The sequence below is a fragment of the Roseateles sp. genome (assembly GCF_036486225.1).
In the GTDB taxonomy this organism is placed as follows: Bacteria; Pseudomonadota; Gammaproteobacteria; order Burkholderiales; family Burkholderiaceae_C; genus Roseateles.
Genome location: NZ_DASVNZ010000197.1, coordinates 1 through 15,261, shown reverse-complemented (window position 1 = coordinate 15,261; position 15,261 = coordinate 1). Strand labels below are relative to the sequence as shown.

Below are 15,261 nucleotides of genomic sequence, written 5' to 3'. Positions count from 1 at the left end.
GTCCAGGTCCGCGGCGGCGCCCAGGACGGCATACGGCGCGCAGGGCACCCCACTCGCATCGAAATGGGCCTTCTCGCGGGCGCGGTCCTGGCAGATCGCCACGGCCGCCGCGCCGGGCGCGACGACGCGCGCCCGCGCCAGATGCTCCAGCGCGCGGGCGGGCACGTTCTCGAATTCGGTGGTGATCGCCTCGCAGCGGCGCGCGAGGTCGTCGAGCGCCGCCGGATCCAGGTAGTCGGCCTTCAGGTGCTCCTGGGCGACGGCGCCGGCGGGGCTGGCCGCGTCCGGGTCCAGCACCACGCAGCGGTAACCCAGCGCCTGGGCGGCGTGGACGAACATGCGGCCGAGCTGGCCGCCTCCCAGCACGCCCAGCGTCGCGTCACCCGGCAGCAGCGGCATCAGCGCAGCTCCTCGGTCATCGCGGTGGCGGCGGCGGTCTGGCGCTTGCGGAAGGCGTCGAGCTTGGCGCGCAGGTCCGGGTTGTCGCGGGCCAGCACGGCCACGGCGAACAGCGCCGCGTTGCCCGCGCCGGCGTTGCCGATGGCGAAGGTCGCGACGGGGATGCCCTTGGGCATCTGCACGATCGAGTGCAGCGAATCCACGCCCTGCAGGTGGCGGCTGGCGACCGGCACGCCGAGCACCGGCACCAGGGTCTTGGCGGCCAGCATGCCCGGCAGGTGGGCGGCGCCGCCGGCGCCGGCGATGATGGCCCGCAGGCCGCGGCCTTCGGCCTGTTCGGCGTAGGCGAACATCTCGTCGGGCATGCGGTGGGCGGAAACGACCCGCGCCTCGAACGGCACGCCGAACTCGGTGAGAATGTCGGCGGCGTGCTTCATGGTCTCCCAGTCACTGCTGGAACCCATGACCACGCCGATGACGGGGGCGATGTCGGGAGTGGTGGCGCTGCTCACGGGTCGGTCCTCGATCTGTCAAATCGTGAAACCTTGAATTGTAGGCGGGCAGCCTCAGGTGCCGTTCTTGCCGTTCGAGTGGCCTGCTGCCACCGCCTGCCTGCTTCCGCCCTTGCCCCCACCATGACCGACATCACCCTCCAAAACTTCGAAGCGGACCTCCTGCAGGCCTCCATGCAGCAGCCGGTGCTGCTCGACATCTGGGCGCCGTGGTGCGGCCCCTGCCGCACGCTGGGTCCGATGCTGGAGAAGCTGGAGGTGGCGTATGCGGGTCGCTGGAAGCTGACCAAGCTCAACAGCGACGACCAGCCGGAGATCGCCACGCAACTGAGCCAGGCCTTCGGCGTGCGCTCGATCCCGTTCTGCGTGATGTTCGTCGGCGGACAGCCGGTGGACGGTTTCGTCGGCGCGATCCCCGAGGCGCAGATCCGCGAGTTCCTGGACCGTCACGTGCCCACGGGCGAGGCGCTCGAGGCCGAGGAGGACCTGGCCGAGGCGCAGGCGCTGCTCGAGGAAGGCGACGCCGACGGCGCGCTGGAGAAGCTGCAGGCGGCGGTGCAGGCCGATCCGAACAATGAGGCGGCGCGTTTCGACCTGATCCGCGCGCTGCTGGAAGACGATCAGCTGGAACACGCCAAGGCGGCGTTCGCGCCGGTGGCGCACCAGGCGGCGGACACGATCACGCCGCATGCGAGATTCCAGGCGCTGGCCGCCTGGATTGCGGCGGCGGACCGTGCCGAGCAAGGCCTGGATCCGGCCGCGCTGCAATCGGCGATCGCGAACAACAAGCGGGACTTCGACGCGCGCTTCGCGCTGGCGCAGGGCCTGTTCGCGGGCCGCGACTTCACCGGTGCGATGGAGGAGCTGCTCGAGATCATCATGCGGGACAAGACCTGGAACGAGCAACTCGCGCGCAAGACCTACGTCTCGATCCTGGAGATCATGACCAAGCCCGCGCAGGCGGCGCATGGTCACGGCGCGGCGGGAGCGCCCCAGGCAGGCGGCCTGCAGCTGTCCGGCCACAACACCGTGGCGCCGGCCGACCCGCTGGTCGACCAGTACCGCCGCAAACTCAGCATGGCGCTGTTCTGACCTGACCCCACGTCCTATGCCTGCCTAGACCCAGCGCGCTGCGCGCGCCCCTCACCCCCGCCCTCTCCCGCAAGCGGGAGAGGGAGTGAGAATGCACCGAGCCATTCGTAGCAGGATCACTGGGGTGGCCCCCTCTCCCGCTTGCGGGAGAGGGTGGGGGTGAGGGCCAGCGGCGGTGGAAAGTACTGAACCTCTCAGAACATCACCTGCGCCACCCCGGCGCGGGTGAGCCGATCCAGCTCTTGCGGATCCGCCTCGTTGTCGGTGACCAGCACGTCGATGTCGGCGCATTCGCAGACCTGCATCCGACTGCCTTGCCCGAGCTTGCTGGAATCAGCGAGCAGCACCCGCTGGCGCGCCCGCGCCAGCATCGCCTGCGCGACCGCCACTTCCGCCCACAGGTAGCTTGACGCGCCCTGCCGCACGTCGAGCGCGGTCGGCGAGATCAGCGCGATGTCCACGCGATGCCGCGCGATCTCCGCGACGGTGAACTCCCCGAAGGTGCCCGAGGTTTCCGGCACGTACGCGCCGCCGAGCATCAGCAGCTCGTGCCCCTGGCGCCCCGCCATCGCGTCGCACACCGCGACCGAGTTGGTGATCACCCGCAGCTCCTGCGCCTGGGCCAAGGCCTGCGCCAGCGCATGCGTCGTCGATCCCGCATCGATGAACAGGCTCATCCCCGGCTTCACCAGTGTCATCGCCTGCCGCGCGATCGCCTGCTTCTGCCGCCGGCGCGACTGCGCCCGCTCGGCATAACTGGCCTCGGCCGGCACCTCCGACTGCACCGCGCCGCCATGCACGCGGGCCAGCTTCCCGCCCTGCTCCAGCTCGATCAGATCGCGCCGCACCGTCTCGCGCGACACGCCGAGTTCGCGCGCCGCCTCATCGGTCGTGAGACGGTGCCGCTCCCGCAGCAGCAAGAGGATTTTGTCGTGTCGTTCCTGGGACCACATGGATCGCTCGTTCTCCCTGCCGGTGCCTGGCCCGCCGCATCCCTGTCGATGGGTTCGGCCGTCACCGGACTTCGCATTCACCCAAATCCACGCAGCGCCTTCATGACAGTTTGAGGATTTATTTGTGATGTTGTGGATATCCAGCACCTGACGCGAAGTCGGCTGTGGTTTTTCGTGTTTGTCGTTGTGTTGTCGTGGACGGTTGTGACAGTGCGGGTCGTTCGTTAGTCAAACCGGCTTCTTTTCCGAGGCCTCTTCAGACGTCTCCTCCGACACCTCAACGCACCGAGTCCCCACCATGAAGCACCCGATGCCCACCGCCCTGGTCCTGGCCCTCAGCCTGGCCTACCTGACCCCCGCTGCCGCCCAATCGACCGACGCCCCGAAGTCCGCCGACACGACGGCCGCCTCGTCCTCCGAGCGTTCCGAGCTCGAGCGCGTGACCGTCTCCGTCGGCCGCGGCCAGCTGCGCTCCGTGCAGAGCCTGAGCCAGACCGAGTTCGACAACGCGCTGGCCGGCAGCAGCCCGCTGGCGACCGTCGCCCGCCTGCCCGGCGTGAACTTCCAGTCCGCCGACGGCCTGGGCAACTACGAGTGGTCGACCCGCTTCACCGTGCGCGGCTTCTCGCAGAACCAGATCGGCTTCACGCTCGACGACGTGCCGCTGGGCGACATGTCCTACGGCAACTTCAACGGCCTGCACATCAGCCGCGCGATCTCCAGCGAGAACGTCGGCCGCGCTTCGCTGTCGCAGGGCGCCGGCGCCCTGGAAGCGGCCTCGTCCAGCAACCTGGGCGGCACGCTGCAGTTCTACTCGAGCGACCCGCTGCAGAAGTTCGGCTTCCGCGCTTCGCAGACCATCGGCAGCGATTCCGCCGCCCGCACCTTCGTGCGCGTGGACAGCGGCCGCTCGGACCTGGGCGAGTTCTACCTCAGCTACACCAACCAGGACGCCGACAAGTGGAAGGGCGACGGCAAGCAGAAGCAGGAGCAGTGGAACCTGAAGTGGAGCAAGGCGATCGGTGAGAGCCGCGTGTCGGCCTTCATCAACACCTCGCGCCGCAAGGAAGTCGACTACCAGGATCTGTCGCTGGACCTGATCAAGCGCAAGGGCGACACGCTCGACAACTTCTACCCGAACTGGAACGCCGCGATCAACGCCGCCAACACGCTGTGCGGCAACAACGGCAGCACCTACGTGGCCGCCTGCGACGACCAGTACTACGCCGGCGCCGGCCTGCGCAACGACGAGCTCTACGGCGTCTCCGCCGACCTGCGCCTGGCGCAGAACATCACCTGGAAGACGACCGCCTACTACCACCACAACAAGGGCATGGGCCTGTGGTTCACGCCGTACCAGGCCTCGCCGGACGGCACGCCGATCTCGGTGCGCACGACCGAGTACGGCATCAAGCGCGGCGGCGTGGTCTCCAACGCCGAGTTCGACCTCGGCGACCACCTGATCAAGGCCGGCGTCTGGTTCGAGGACAACGACTTCGACCAGGCCCGCCGCTTCTACGCCGCCTCGGCCAACACCAGCGTCTACCAGTTCCCGAGCAACCCCTTCCTGACGCAGTGGCAGTACGCGTTCAACACGAAGACCTCGCAGTTCTCGCTGTCCGACACCTGGTCGGTGACCCAGGACCTGACCGTCGGCGCCGGCTTCAAGGCGCTGAAGGTCAAGATCGACGGCCAGCTGGAAAAGGGCACCGGCATGCCGTCGGGCTCGATCAGCGCGGAGAAGGGCTTCCTGCCGCAGCTGGGCATCAACTACCGCCTGTCGGCCAACAACGAGCTCTACGGCACGCTGGCCCGCAACATGCGCGCCTACCAGGGCGCGGCCACCGGCACCTCGCCGTTCGCCACGACCACCGCCGGCTTCGACGCGATCAAGGGCAGCCTGAAGCCTGAGACCTCGGACACGGTCGAAGCCGGCTGGCGTACCAGCGGCCGCGGCTACGAAGGCTCGGTCAGCGCCTACCTGGTCAACTTCAAGGACCGTCTGCTGAGCGTGCAGCAAGGCTCCGGCATCCAGGGCAACCCGGTGGTGCTGTCCAACGTCGGCGACGTGCGCGCCACCGGCGTGGAAGCGGCGCTGTCCTTCCGCCTGGCCTCGGCGATCAGCTGGTACAACAGCGTGAGCCTGTCCAAGTCGACCTACCGCGACAACGTGGTCAGCGGCACCGACACGATCGCCATCCGCGGCAAGCGCGTGGCCGACGCGCCGGACACGATGATCAAGTCGCAGCTCAGCTATGACGACGGCGCGCTGTTCGGCAACATCGGCGTGGACTACATGTCCAAGCGCTACTACTCGTACACCAACGACGCCTCGGTCCCGGACCGCACGCTGGTGAACGTCAGCGCCGGCTACAAGCTGAAGAACGTCTCGATGCTGCGCGAGCTGAGCCTGCAGGGCAGCGTGACCAACCTGTTCGACAAGCACTACATCTCGACGATCGGCTCGAACGGCTTCACCAACAGCGACCCGACGGGCACCTACGCCACGCTGCTGCCGGGCGCCCCCCGCCAGTTCTTCGTGACGCTGACCGGGAAGTTCTGAGCCTCATGACGCGCGCCTCCCGCCTGACGCGCCGCCAGCTGCTGCTGGCGGGATCGCTGGCCACGCCGCTGGCGGTTCCGCTCGCGGGCTGCGCGACGCCATCGCCCGCGGACACCCCGGTGTCTTCGGCGAAGGACGCGGAGGCGCCCCGGCGTTTCCGCGTCGCCTTCGGTTCCTGCGCGAAGCAGTCCAAGCCGCAGCCGATCTGGCGCGCGATCGGGGCGGCCAAGCCGGACCTGTTCGTCTTCCTCGGCGACAACCTGTATGCCGACGCCCGCGACGAGGCCACGCTGCGCCAGCGTTACGCCGAGTTCATGGCGGTCGAGCCGCTGCAGGCCTTCCGGCGCTCGACGCGCCACGTCGCGATCTGGGACGACCACGACTTCGGCGACGACGACGAAGGCGCGGACTACCCGCTCAAGCAGCTCTCGCAGCAGCTGTTCTGCGATGCGTGGAACGAGCCGGCGGACTCGCCGCGCCGGCGCGCGGACGGCATCTACCAGAGCTATGTCTTCGAAGCGCTCGGCAAGCGCATCCAGGTGATCCTGCCGGACCTGCGCTTCAACCGCACGATGCTGACGGCGGACCCATCGCTGAAGTCGAGCTACGCGGCGATGGTGCTGCGGGCCAAGCTCAGCGGACAGCCGATGACGGGCTGGTACGTGCCCGACAACCGGCCCGAAGCGACGCTGCTCGGCGAAGCGCAATGGACCTGGCTCGAAGCGCAGCTGCGCGTGCCCGCGGACGTGCGCCTGATCGGTTCCAGCGTGCAGTTCGCGGCGGACGGCAGCGGCTGGGAAGGCTGGGCCAACTTCCCGCGCGAGCGCGACCGGCTGGTCGAGCTGATCCGCACGACGCACGCCGAAGGCGTCGTGTTCCTCAGCGGCGACATGCACTACGCGGAGATGTCCAGCGTGGACGTCGCCGGCGGTTATCCGCTGTGGGACGCGACCTCCAGCGGCCTGACCGAGGTCTGGGACATCCCCACGCCCAACCGCAACCGGCGCTCGGCGGTGATGGCGGAACTCAACTTCGGCATGCTCGATGTCGAGCCTGTCACCGAAGGGGAGGATGATCTTCGCCTGCGCTTCGCGCTGTGCGACGTGAATGGAAAGGCCAAGGTGACGAAGGAACTGACGCTGTCGGGCCTGCGTTTCCCGGCCAAGGAGAAGACCGCATGACCTTGTCCCGACGCTCACTGCTCCGGACCCTGCCCGCCCTGTGCGGGCCTTTTGCCTTGAACGCCCTGGCCCAGGGCGGCCAGCCGGCCTCGGCGGCGCTGGACGCGCTGATGACTGCCGCGCGCAAGGAAGGCCGCGTGAACAGCCTGGGCATGCCCGACGACTGGGCCAACTGGCGCGCGACCTGGGCCGATCTGCAGCGGCTCTACGGCCTGGTCCATGTCGACACCGACATGAGCAGCGCCGAGGAGATCGCCAAGATCGAGGCCGAAAAATCCAACGCGAGCGCGGACCTCGGCGACGTCGGTTTCGAGTTCGGCGCGATCGCGAAGGCGCGCGGCATCACGCAGCCGTACAAGCCGACGACCTGGGCGCAGGTGCCGGACTGGGCCAAGGATGCCGAGGGGCACTGGGCGCTCGCGTACACGGGCACGATCGCGTTCGCGGTCAACCGCAAGCGGCTGAAGGACGTGCCGCGCAGCTGGCAGGCGCTGTTCGCGTCCAAGGCGCGCGTGATGATCGGCGAGGTCGGCCGCGCGGCCCAATCCAACGCGGCCGTGCTGGCCGCGGCGGTGGCGCTGGGCGGCGACGAAACGAAGCTGCAGCCGGCGCTGGCCGCGTTCGCGCAGATCGCCAGGGACAAGCGGCTGATCGGCACCAACGCGACGCCCGCGCTGATGGAGCGCGCCGAGGCCGACGTCTTCCTGCTGTGGGACTTCAACGCGCTGTCCTACCGCGCGAAGCTGCCCAACGCGGCGGATTACGAGGTGCTGATCCCGTCCGACGGATCGGTCACCAGCGGCTACACGACCATCCTCAACCGCTGGGCGCCGCATCCGAACGCGGCGATGCTGGCGCGCGAGTACATCTTCAGCGATGCCGGCCAGATGAACCTGGCGCGCGGTCATGCGCGGCCGATCCGGATCGCACAGCTGCCGCTGCCGGCCGACCTGAAGGCGCTGCTGGTGCCTGAAGCGCAGTACGCCAAGGCGCGGGCGCTGAAGCCGGCCCTCTGGACGGAAGAGGTCAAGAAACTCCCTCGCGCGTGGCAGCGCGAAGTGCTGGGAGCGGCACGATGAACCCGAGCGGCAATCCCACTTCCGGTGTCGCAACGACGGTCGACGCGATCTCGGGCGCAGCGCAGGCCGGAACGTCGTCCACGTCCGGATCGTCGATCGATGCCGCCGCCGAGGCAGCGGCCGCGATCGCTCAAGCGGCGGATCCCGCGCGCAAGCTCGTCGTGCTGCTGGCCGACGGCCTGCGCGCCGATACCGCGCGCGACTACATGGGCTACCTGCAGGCGCTCAACGAGGCGGGTCGCGCGCAGTGGCGCTCGTTGCGTTGCGAGCTTCCGAGCCTCTCGCGCCCGCTGTACGCGACGGTGATCAACGGCGAGCCGCCGTTGACGCACGGCATCCTCGGCAACGGCCAGGCCGGACAGGCGCTCTCGCACCATCTCTTCCAGCAGCTGGACGCGCAAGGCGTTCCGGCCGCGATCGCCGCGTACCACTGGTTCTACGAGCTGCTGGCCGGCGAGATCTTCGATCCGCTGCAGCATCGCGACGCGGTGCCTGCGGGCTGCGGCCTCCAGGCCGCGCGCTGGTACTGGGAAGACGACTACCCCGACAGCCACCTGCTCGCCGACGCTGAATCACTGCGTCGCGCGCACCTGCCGGTGCAAGGTCCGTCGCTGCTGTTCATCCATCCGATGGGGCCTGACCTCGCCGGCCACGTGCACGGCGGCGAATCGACGCAGTACGCAATGAGCGCCCGCAAGCTCGACATGCTGCTCGCGCAGCTGCTGCCGCGCTGGCATGCCGAAGGCTTCGACCTGCTGGTGACCAGCGACCACGGCATGAACGCGGACCGCATGCACGGCGGCCCGCTGCCGGTCGAGCGCGAGGTGCCGCTGGTCTGGGTACCGCACGACGGCGCAGTCGGCCTGTCGCTGCCGGAGCGGCAGAGGGACATCGCCGGCTGGATCCTGGAGCGGCTGGGCATCGCCGCCGCCCCGGGGAGCGCGACGGCATGAGCCTGACTGCGCGGACCGCCACGCGGCTCGCCGGCCCGCTGCTCCTGCTGACGGCGGCGGCCCTGCTGCTGCCTTTCGGCTGGCGCGCGATCGCGCTGCTCGTCGACTGCGTCGGCCAGGGCAACGGCTGCGCGATCGGCGAGCTGACCGCCGACAGCTACTACTTCGAAGCGGCCTGGAACACGCTGTGGCTGAGCACGCTGTCGGCGCTGATCGGCCTCGCCCTCGGGCTCGGCGCGGCGATCGCACTGCTGCGCGTCCCTCGCCTCGAATCCCCGGTGACGCTGCTCGCGAGCCTGGGCGCCAACTTCTCCGGCGTGCCGCTCGCGGTGGCGTTGCTGCTGCTCTTCGGCGCGCAAGGCGTCGTGACCGCGACGATGCAGGCCGCGGGGCTCGCGCCTTGGATCGACCTCCAAGGGCTGGACGGCCTGCTGCTGGCGTATGTCTGCTTCCAGGCGCCGCTGGCGACGCTCCTCCTCATCGCGCCGGTGAAGATGCTGGACGGCTCGCTCCAGGACGCGGCGGCCACGCTCGGCGCGGGACCGGTGCTGTACTGGCGGCGCGTCGGGCTGCCGTTGATGCTGCCCAGCCTGGTGGAGGTCTTCGGCCTGCTCTTCGCCAACGCGGCGGCGGCCTTCGCCACGCCGTTCGCGCTGAGCGGCACCGCGGCCCATGTGCTGGCGGTGCGCATCGCGTCGCTGGTCAGCGGCGACATCTTTGCGCAGCCCGAACTGTCGGCGCTGCTGGCGCTGGTGCTGTTCGTCATGCTCGCGCTGGTGATCGGCCTGACGCGCTGGTTGGCCGCGCGGCTTCGGAAGGGTCGCGCATGAGCGCCGCGTCGACTGCCACCACCCACCGTCCCCTCATTTCGTCGTTCGCGCTGGCGGCGCTGCTGGTCGTGGTGCTCGTGCCGATGGCGGCCTTGCTGGTCTACGGCCTCACCGGACGTTGGGATCGCCACTGGTGGCCGGAAGATCCGACGCTGCGCTGGATCGTCGATGCCGTCGTCGATCCGCGCGTGCAGGGCGCGGTGGTGCGCACGGCGCTGCTCGCCTTGGCGAGCGCCACCCTGGCGCTGGTCTGCGGCGCGCTGGCGACCATCCCCGCGGCGCTCGCGGTTCAGCTCGACGACGGCCCTGGCGCGCGTCGACTGCAGCGTACGCTGGACCTCGTCGCGCTGCTGCCGTTCGCGATCGCGCCGGTGGTGATCGCGATCAGCGCGCTGGAGCTGTTCGTCGGCCGCTGGGGCGGCTGGTTGCCGCTGCCGCTGGTCTATGTCGCGGTGGTCGCGCCGACGCTCTTCCCCCTGATCCACAAGACGCTGCAATCGGCCCTCGCGCAGCTGAACGCTGCCTCGCTGATCGAGGCCGGCCGGACGCTCGGCGCCAGCGATGGCCACACGGTCAGGCGCGTGCTGCTGCAGATGCTGGCGCCGGCGCTGCTCGCCGCCTTCCTGCTCGCGTGGGTCACGGCGGCGATGGAATTCGCGATCGCGAACCTGCTGCTGGGCGGCCAGCTGGAGCTGCTGCAACCCTTGATGAACAGCCTGCGCAACGCCAACGGCCACCAGGCGGCGGCGCTGATGGTGCTGGCCTTCGCCGGCGTCGGCGCGATCGTCGCGGCGGTGGCCGCGCTGACCCGGCGCTGGACCGCGGGCGCATCGCCCCGATGAACGCGGATCAGACCATGACCCCGCGTGTCTGCCTCAATTCAACGATCTCCGTGCGATGACCTCGACCGCTCCTTCGACTTCTCCCGACGCCGACCCGCCGGCGCAACTCGCGGTCCGCGGCGCCGAGCTGGCGCTGGGCGGGCGACCGGTCCTGCGCGGCATCGACCTGACGCTGGCGCGCGGTGAGGTGGTGGCGCTGCTGGGCGCATCGGGCTGCGGCAAGACGACGCTGCTGCGGTCGATCGCGGGCCTGCAGCGCCTGGACCGGGGGACGATCTCGATGTCCGGTCAGCAGGTGCAGACGCTCCCGCCGCAGTTGCGCGACATCGGCATGGTGTTCCAGCACTACGCGCTGTTCCCCAACCTGTCGGTGCGCGAGAACATCCGCTTCGGCCCGCTCGCGCGGGGCGAGGAAGCCGCGCTGGTCGACACGCGGGCGGACGAGTTGCTCGATCTCATCGACCTGCGCGCGCTCGCGGACCGGCTGCCGCAGGCGTTGTCGGGCGGGCAGAGGCAGCGCGTGGCGCTCGCACGGGCGCTGGCGACGCGGCCGATGCTGCTGCTGATGGACGAGCCGTTCTCCGCGCTCGACGAGCATTTCCGCCTGCCGTTGCGGCGCCAGTTCCGGCAGCTGCAGCGCGAGCTCGGGCAGAGCTGCGTGATCGTCACGCACGACCGCGAGGAAGCCTTCGAGATCGCCGACCGCGTGGCGGTCATGTTCGACGGCGTCATCGCGCAATGCGCGTCGCCGCGAGAACTGCGGCGCGCGCCGGCGAACCGGCGGGTGGCGGACTTCCTGGGGATCTTCAACCGGCTGGACGCGAAGACGCTGGACGGCGCGTGGCGTCGCGACGCGGGTCACTGGATTGCACCGACGGAGGCGTTGGTGCTCGCCGACGGACAGGCCGGTGACGAGACATCGTGCGAGGCGCTGCGATTCACGGCGACGCTGCGGGCGAGTTATCCGGGTCAGCAGCGGGTCGCCTGCGAGCTGGAGGGGCCGGGAGGCCAGACACTGACGATGTGGCGTCGGCATGAGGATGCCGAGCTCGCGCCCGGCAGCGCCTTGCAGGTCGCGATCGCGGAGCCGGCGATGCGGTGGATCGAAGAATAGCCTCGACGCCCGACCGCGCCTGAAAGCGTCCGACCGCGTCAGACGTCCTCAGGCCGGTATTCCGCCGGCAACGCTTCCCGATACGGATAGAACTTGAAGAACGGCCTGGCCTCGTCGAGCGTGCGCACGACCGAGGGGCGCTGCATCAGCCGCGCATAGTAGGCCGCGAGCCGCTGCTGCGATGACGCGAACGGCACCAGCGTCGTCGCGTAGAACAGCGAGGGCGCCGCCGCGCAGTCGGCCATGCTGAAGTGCTCGCCCGCGGCCCACGTACGATCGGCAAGGCGCTCGTCGAGCATCCCGTAGGCCATCGCCAGGGTGTCGCGCGCCTTGCCCACCGCGATCGGATCGCGGTCCGCCTCCGCGCGCAGCCGGTCCCCGACGATCGCCTGCATCGGCAGCATCACGTAGAGGTCCAGCAGCCGGTCCATCAAGCGGACCTCGAGCGCCGCGTCGCCGTCCGCCGGCACCAGGTGCTGATCCGGCCGCGCGTGGTGGCGGGCAAGGTATTCGATGATCACGCTGGTCTCCGGAACGACCCGGTCCCCGTCGATCAGCAGCGGCATCTTGCCGGTCGGCCAATGTGCGAGAAACTCGGCCCGCTCGACCGGGTCGCCGAGATTGAGGAAGCGGCGCTCGACCTCGACGTCCAGTTCGTTCAGGGCGATCAAGGCCTTGTGACAGAACGACGACAGCGGATGGAAGTGGAGGCTCAACGCCATGTCATTCACCTGGAGGAGATTGCTGTGACAGACAGGTTATCGCAAAGCCCGCGCGGTCCCGCCGCGGTGTTCGCCGCGCTCATCGCCTGTGCCGCGATGGGGTTGGTCGTATTGCTGGGCGGCTGCGCGCGATCCCCGGTCGCCTCGACGTCGCCGGACGTCGACGGCGCGGAGTCATTGATCCGGGCGGCTGTTTCCTCGGGCGACGTGAAGGGCCTGGCCCTCGCCGTGATCGAGGACGGGAAGATCCGCACGGTGCGCAGCTACGGCCATCGCAACGCCGAGGGGCAGGCGCTGCAGACTGGCACCGTGATGTACGGCGCCTCGCTGACCAAGGCGGTCTTCGCCTACACGGTCATGCAGCTCGTCGACGAAGGGAAGGTTGACCTGGACGCGTCGATCGCGACCTTGCTGGACCGACCGCTGCCGGACTACCCGAAGGACTCCCGCTACGGTCCGTGGCAGGACCTGCGCGGCGACGAACGATGGCGCGCGCTGACGCCGCGCCTGCTGCTCTCGCATCGCAGCGGATTCGGCAACTTCGCGTTCCTGGAACCGGACGGGAAGCTGCGCTTCCACTTTGACCCGGGGAGCCGCTACGGCTACTCCGGTGAGGGGCTGATCCTGCTGCAGTTCGTGCTCGAACAGGGGCGCCTGAAGCTGGACCTCGGGCAAGAGATGCAGCGCCGCGTCTTCGACCGCTTCGATATGACGATGACGGCCATGAAGTGGCGCGCGGACTTCGCGCTGAACTTGGCCGACGGCGTGACGGAAGCGCGTCGCTGGGTCCCGCACGATCCGCGCAGCCGCGTGCGCGCGGCGGGCTCGATGGACACGACGATCGACGACTTCGCGCGCTTCGCGGCGGGGCTCGCGCGCGGTGACGGACTCTCGTCGAAGAGCCGGACGGAGATGACGCGCCCGCAGGCGCCGATCACGATCGCCTCGCAGTTCCCGACGCTGCAGCCGGAGCTGCCAGTGGCGCAGCGCCGGGCAGACCTCGCCACGGGGATCGGCGTCGTGGTTTTCGATGGCCCGCAAGGACGCGGCTACTTCAAGGGCGGCCACGACGACCAGACCGGCAACACGATGGTGTGCGTCGAACGACGCCGCGCCTGCGTTGTGCTGCTGTCCAACGACGTGATGGCCGAGCGGCTCTATCCGGCGATCGTGCGGCGCGTGCTCGGTGAGACGGGCGTGCCGTTCACGTGGGAGTACGGGCCCAAGGCGGCGGAGTGGCCTCGTTGAACCGGGCGAATCCGAGCTTCGCCATATCCAGCGATATATTTCGCCATCGACGCGCAGCCCGCGCGTCGGGATCAGGAGCGTCGATGTCGATCCGTCTTTTCACCCGTCGCGCCGCGCTGGCGGCCGGCGTGGCCGTCACGCTGATGTCCTCGATGGTATCGGCGGTCTGGGCCGCCGGCCCCGTGACCGAGAAGATCCAGGTCAGCGGCGCCGTGCGCGCGCCGCTGACGCTCTCCGTCGACGACTTGCGTGCCTTCCCCGCCGACCAGATCGGAACCTTCACGCTCAAGAAGGAGGTCGAGGGTCGTGAGCAATCCACCACCGTGCGCGGCGTGCGGCTCGCCGCCGTGCTGGAACGGGCCGGCATCGTCAGCAAGGATCGCCACGAATGGAAGTACATGGCCGTGCTCGCCACCGCGAGCGACGGCTACAAGGTCGCGTTCTCCTGGCCGGAACTGACCAACACCGACGTCGGCGCCGGCGTGCTGGTGATCTTCGAACGCGACGGACAGGCGCTCGATGACGGCGAAGGCCGCATCGCGCTGGTCTCCGGTCGCGATCTGCGCAGCGGACCCCGTCACGTCAAATGGCTGAGCAGGATCGAGATCAAGCCGCTCTGACGCGGCTCCTGGCCGAGGCGCCTCGTCAGTGGGACGAGGCCGACCGGCTGCTGTTCGCGACCGTCGGCCGCCATGTGCAGTCGCGCACCGACGCAGGCGACTTCCCGCCGAACGCGCCCGATCCCGCCGGACTCACCGGGCCGCTCTACCGCTTCCTGCTCGCGCATCGCGCCGCCAAGGATTCGCCGCATGCGCGCCTGTCGGGATGGCTCGCCTGCGCCTGCATGGGCAGCCGTCACCTCTGGCAGGACCTCGGGCTCGAGGAACGCCCCCAGGTCTCGCGCCTGATGCGCCTCGCCTTCCCCGTGCTGCACGACGGCAACGTGAGGAACCTGCGCTGGAAACGCCACCTGTTCCTCAGCCTCGGCGACGCGCTCGGCCGCCCGGGGCTGCGGCCGCCCAAGTGCGATGATTGCAGCGACTTCGCCGTCTGCATCGGCGCCGATCCGGCGCCGGCGCAGACGTCCGTCGTCATCCACCCGCTCATCGCCCAGGGAGATTGATCGCATGAAAGCCAGCGCCCGCAACTTCTTCGAAGGCACCGTCGCCGCGGTGCGCGACGGCAGCATCAACGACGAGATCGAGATCGAGACCGCCGCCGGTCTTCGCGTCGTCGCGACAGTCACGCGCGAAAGCCGCAACGAGCTCGGACTGAAGGTCGGTCGTCAGGCCTTCGCGTTGGTCAAGGCGCCGTCGGTCGTGCTGCTGACCGATGTCGGCAATGCCCGCTTCTCGGCACGCAACCAGTTCCAGGGCCGCGTGCAGTCCGTGACGACCGGCGCGGTCAACAGCGAGGTCGTCCTCGAGCTGTCCGGGGGGGCTTTGCTCGTGGCCGTCGTCACCAACGACAGCGCCACCGGGCTGGCCCTCGCCGCCGGTGTCGCGGCGACCGCGATCTTCAAGGCCTCGAGCGTGATCGTCGGCGTCAACGACTGACCCCGATCTGGCCGGCGATCGATACATCGCCACGCCACCAACGACAGAGCCGCCCGAGGGCGGCCCTTGTCATTCGGTCACGCCGCGCGACTCGGCACGCGGCGGCGCATCACGAGATCACGGGAACACCGCCAGGAACAGGAACACCACGAACACCACCATGTGCACCGCGCCCTGCAGCACCGTCGCGCGGCCGCCGCCGAGCGTCAGGCCGCCG

Annotated in this window: 15 protein-coding genes and 1 pseudogene; 12 read left to right on the top strand and 4 right to left on the bottom strand. The window is 69.5% G+C overall.

The genetic code is table 11. The features are described 5' to 3' along the window. Positions 1 to 399, bottom strand: a pseudogene (locus VF536_RS13780) (5-(carboxyamino)imidazole ribonucleotide synthase); the annotation flags it as partial. Then, positions 399 to 863, bottom strand: coding sequence for a 5-(carboxyamino)imidazole ribonucleotide mutase (gene purE / locus VF536_RS13775; protein WP_067283188.1), 465 nt, complete (start codon positions 861 to 863; stop codon positions 399 to 401). The gene purE and the pseudogene VF536_RS13780, both read right to left, overlap by 1 nt. A 171-nt stretch (positions 864 to 1,034) precedes the next feature. Here purE and VF536_RS13770 point away from each other — a divergent pair, with 171 nt between their 5' ends. Then, positions 1,035 to 2,003 (top strand): tetratricopeptide repeat protein, encoded by a 969-nt coding sequence (locus tag VF536_RS13770; protein ID WP_331615423.1) that lies wholly within the window; start codon positions 1,035 to 1,037, stop codon positions 2,001 to 2,003. Positions 2,004 to 2,197: 194 nt separating this feature from the next. Here VF536_RS13770 and VF536_RS13765 read toward each other — a convergent pair whose 3' ends face one another. Then, a complete protein-coding gene (locus VF536_RS13765) occupies positions 2,198 to 2,956 on the bottom strand; it encodes a DeoR/GlpR family DNA-binding transcription regulator (RefSeq protein WP_331615422.1) in 759 nt (252 codons plus the stop codon). Positions 2,957 to 3,254: 298 nt separating this feature from the next. On the opposite strand from VF536_RS13765, the gene VF536_RS13760 reads away from it, so the two are divergent. The 7 genes from VF536_RS13760 to VF536_RS13730 are packed head-to-tail and all read left to right on the top strand — an operon-like array spanning position 3,255 to position 11,518. Beyond that, positions 3,255 to 5,519 (top strand): TonB-dependent receptor, encoded by a 2,265-nt coding sequence (locus tag VF536_RS13760; RefSeq protein ID WP_331615421.1) that lies wholly within the window; start codon positions 3,255 to 3,257, stop codon positions 5,517 to 5,519. Between the two features lie 5 nt (positions 5,520 to 5,524). Further along, a complete protein-coding gene (locus VF536_RS13755; RefSeq protein WP_331615420.1) occupies positions 5,525 to 6,700 on the top strand; it encodes an alkaline phosphatase D family protein in 1,176 nt (391 codons plus the stop codon). Beyond that, positions 6,697 to 7,779 carry an ABC transporter substrate-binding protein gene (locus VF536_RS13750; protein WP_331615419.1) on the top strand — a complete coding sequence of 361 codons (1,083 nt, stop codon included), beginning with the start codon at positions 6,697 to 6,699 and terminating at the stop codon, positions 7,777 to 7,779. The genes VF536_RS13755 and VF536_RS13750 overlap by 4 nt, the downstream gene beginning before the upstream one ends. Continuing rightward, a complete protein-coding gene (locus tag VF536_RS13745) occupies positions 7,776 to 8,732 on the top strand; it encodes an alkaline phosphatase family protein (RefSeq protein WP_331615418.1) in 957 nt (318 codons plus the stop codon). Before VF536_RS13750 ends, VF536_RS13745 begins: the two co-directional genes overlap by 4 nt. Continuing rightward, the gene (locus VF536_RS13740; RefSeq protein WP_331615417.1) at positions 8,729 to 9,562 is read left to right on the top strand and encodes a hypothetical protein; all 834 of its coding nucleotides are present in this window, start codon (positions 8,729 to 8,731) and stop codon (positions 9,560 to 9,562) included. Before VF536_RS13745 ends, VF536_RS13740 begins: the two co-directional genes overlap by 4 nt. After that, complete coding sequence (locus tag VF536_RS13735; RefSeq protein WP_331615416.1) at positions 9,559 to 10,404, top strand: ABC transporter permease subunit; 846 nt, start codon at positions 9,559 to 9,561, stop codon at positions 10,402 to 10,404. Before VF536_RS13740 ends, VF536_RS13735 begins: the two co-directional genes overlap by 4 nt. A gap of 55 nt (positions 10,405 to 10,459) precedes the next feature. Then, positions 10,460 to 11,518, top strand: coding sequence for an ABC transporter ATP-binding protein (locus VF536_RS13730; RefSeq protein ID WP_331615415.1), 1,059 nt, complete (start codon positions 10,460 to 10,462; stop codon positions 11,516 to 11,518). Positions 11,519 to 11,556: 38 nt separating this feature from the next. Here the strand turns inward: VF536_RS13730 and VF536_RS13725 are convergent, their stop codons facing one another. Beyond that, entirely contained in the window at positions 11,557 to 12,240 is a 684-nt protein-coding gene (locus VF536_RS13725; protein ID WP_331615414.1) for a glutathione S-transferase family protein, read from the bottom strand. A gap of 24 nt (positions 12,241 to 12,264) precedes the next feature. Between VF536_RS13725 and VF536_RS13720 the strand changes: the two genes are divergently transcribed. From VF536_RS13720 to VF536_RS13705, 4 genes are all read left to right on the top strand, one after another. After that, complete coding sequence (locus VF536_RS13720; RefSeq protein WP_331615413.1) at positions 12,265 to 13,488, top strand: serine hydrolase domain-containing protein; 1,224 nt, start codon at positions 12,265 to 12,267, stop codon at positions 13,486 to 13,488. 83 nt (positions 13,489 to 13,571) lie between these two features. After that, positions 13,572 to 14,108, top strand: a complete 537-nt coding sequence (locus VF536_RS13715; RefSeq protein WP_331615412.1) for a molybdopterin-dependent oxidoreductase — start codon at positions 13,572 to 13,574, stop codon at positions 14,106 to 14,108. After that, on the top strand, positions 14,075 to 14,611 hold the full coding sequence (locus tag VF536_RS13710) for a nitrogen fixation protein NifQ (RefSeq protein WP_331615411.1): 537 nt from the start codon (positions 14,075 to 14,077) through the stop codon (positions 14,609 to 14,611). The genes VF536_RS13715 and VF536_RS13710 overlap by 34 nt, the downstream gene beginning before the upstream one ends. A gap of 4 nt (positions 14,612 to 14,615) precedes the next feature. Beyond that, entirely contained in the window at positions 14,616 to 15,044 is a 429-nt protein-coding gene (locus tag VF536_RS13705) for a TOBE domain-containing protein (protein ID WP_331615410.1), read from the top strand. Positions 15,045 to 15,261 lie beyond the last annotated feature (217 nt).

Excerpts from the sequence above, each read along its gene's own strand:
- purE (WP_067283188.1), bottom strand. The coding sequence starts at position 863 with ATGGGTTCCAGCAGTGACTGGGAGACCATGAAGCACGCCGCCGACATT.
- VF536_RS13770 (WP_331615423.1), top strand. The coding sequence starts at position 1,035 with ATGACCGACATCACCCTCCAAAACTTCGAAGCGGACCTCCTGCAGGCC.
- VF536_RS13765 (WP_331615422.1), bottom strand. The coding sequence starts at position 2,956 with ATGTGGTCCCAGGAACGACACGACAAAATCCTCTTGCTGCTGCGGGAG.
- VF536_RS13760 (WP_331615421.1), top strand. The coding sequence starts at position 3,255 with ATGAAGCACCCGATGCCCACCGCCCTGGTCCTGGCCCTCAGCCTGGCC.
- VF536_RS13755 (WP_331615420.1), top strand. The coding sequence starts at position 5,525 with ATGACGCGCGCCTCCCGCCTGACGCGCCGCCAGCTGCTGCTGGCGGGA.
- VF536_RS13750 (WP_331615419.1), top strand. The coding sequence starts at position 6,697 with ATGACCTTGTCCCGACGCTCACTGCTCCGGACCCTGCCCGCCCTGTGC.
- VF536_RS13745 (WP_331615418.1), top strand. The coding sequence starts at position 7,776 with ATGAACCCGAGCGGCAATCCCACTTCCGGTGTCGCAACGACGGTCGAC.
- VF536_RS13740 (WP_331615417.1), top strand. The coding sequence starts at position 8,729 with ATGAGCCTGACTGCGCGGACCGCCACGCGGCTCGCCGGCCCGCTGCTC.
- VF536_RS13735 (WP_331615416.1), top strand. The coding sequence starts at position 9,559 with ATGAGCGCCGCGTCGACTGCCACCACCCACCGTCCCCTCATTTCGTCG.
- VF536_RS13730 (WP_331615415.1), top strand. The coding sequence starts at position 10,460 with ATGACCTCGACCGCTCCTTCGACTTCTCCCGACGCCGACCCGCCGGCG.
- VF536_RS13725 (WP_331615414.1), bottom strand. The coding sequence starts at position 12,240 with ATGGCGTTGAGCCTCCACTTCCATCCGCTGTCGTCGTTCTGTCACAAG.
- VF536_RS13715 (WP_331615412.1), top strand. The coding sequence starts at position 13,572 with ATGTCGATCCGTCTTTTCACCCGTCGCGCCGCGCTGGCGGCCGGCGTG.
- VF536_RS13710 (WP_331615411.1), top strand. The coding sequence starts at position 14,075 with ATGGCTGAGCAGGATCGAGATCAAGCCGCTCTGACGCGGCTCCTGGCC.
- VF536_RS13705 (WP_331615410.1), top strand. The coding sequence starts at position 14,616 with ATGAAAGCCAGCGCCCGCAACTTCTTCGAAGGCACCGTCGCCGCGGTG.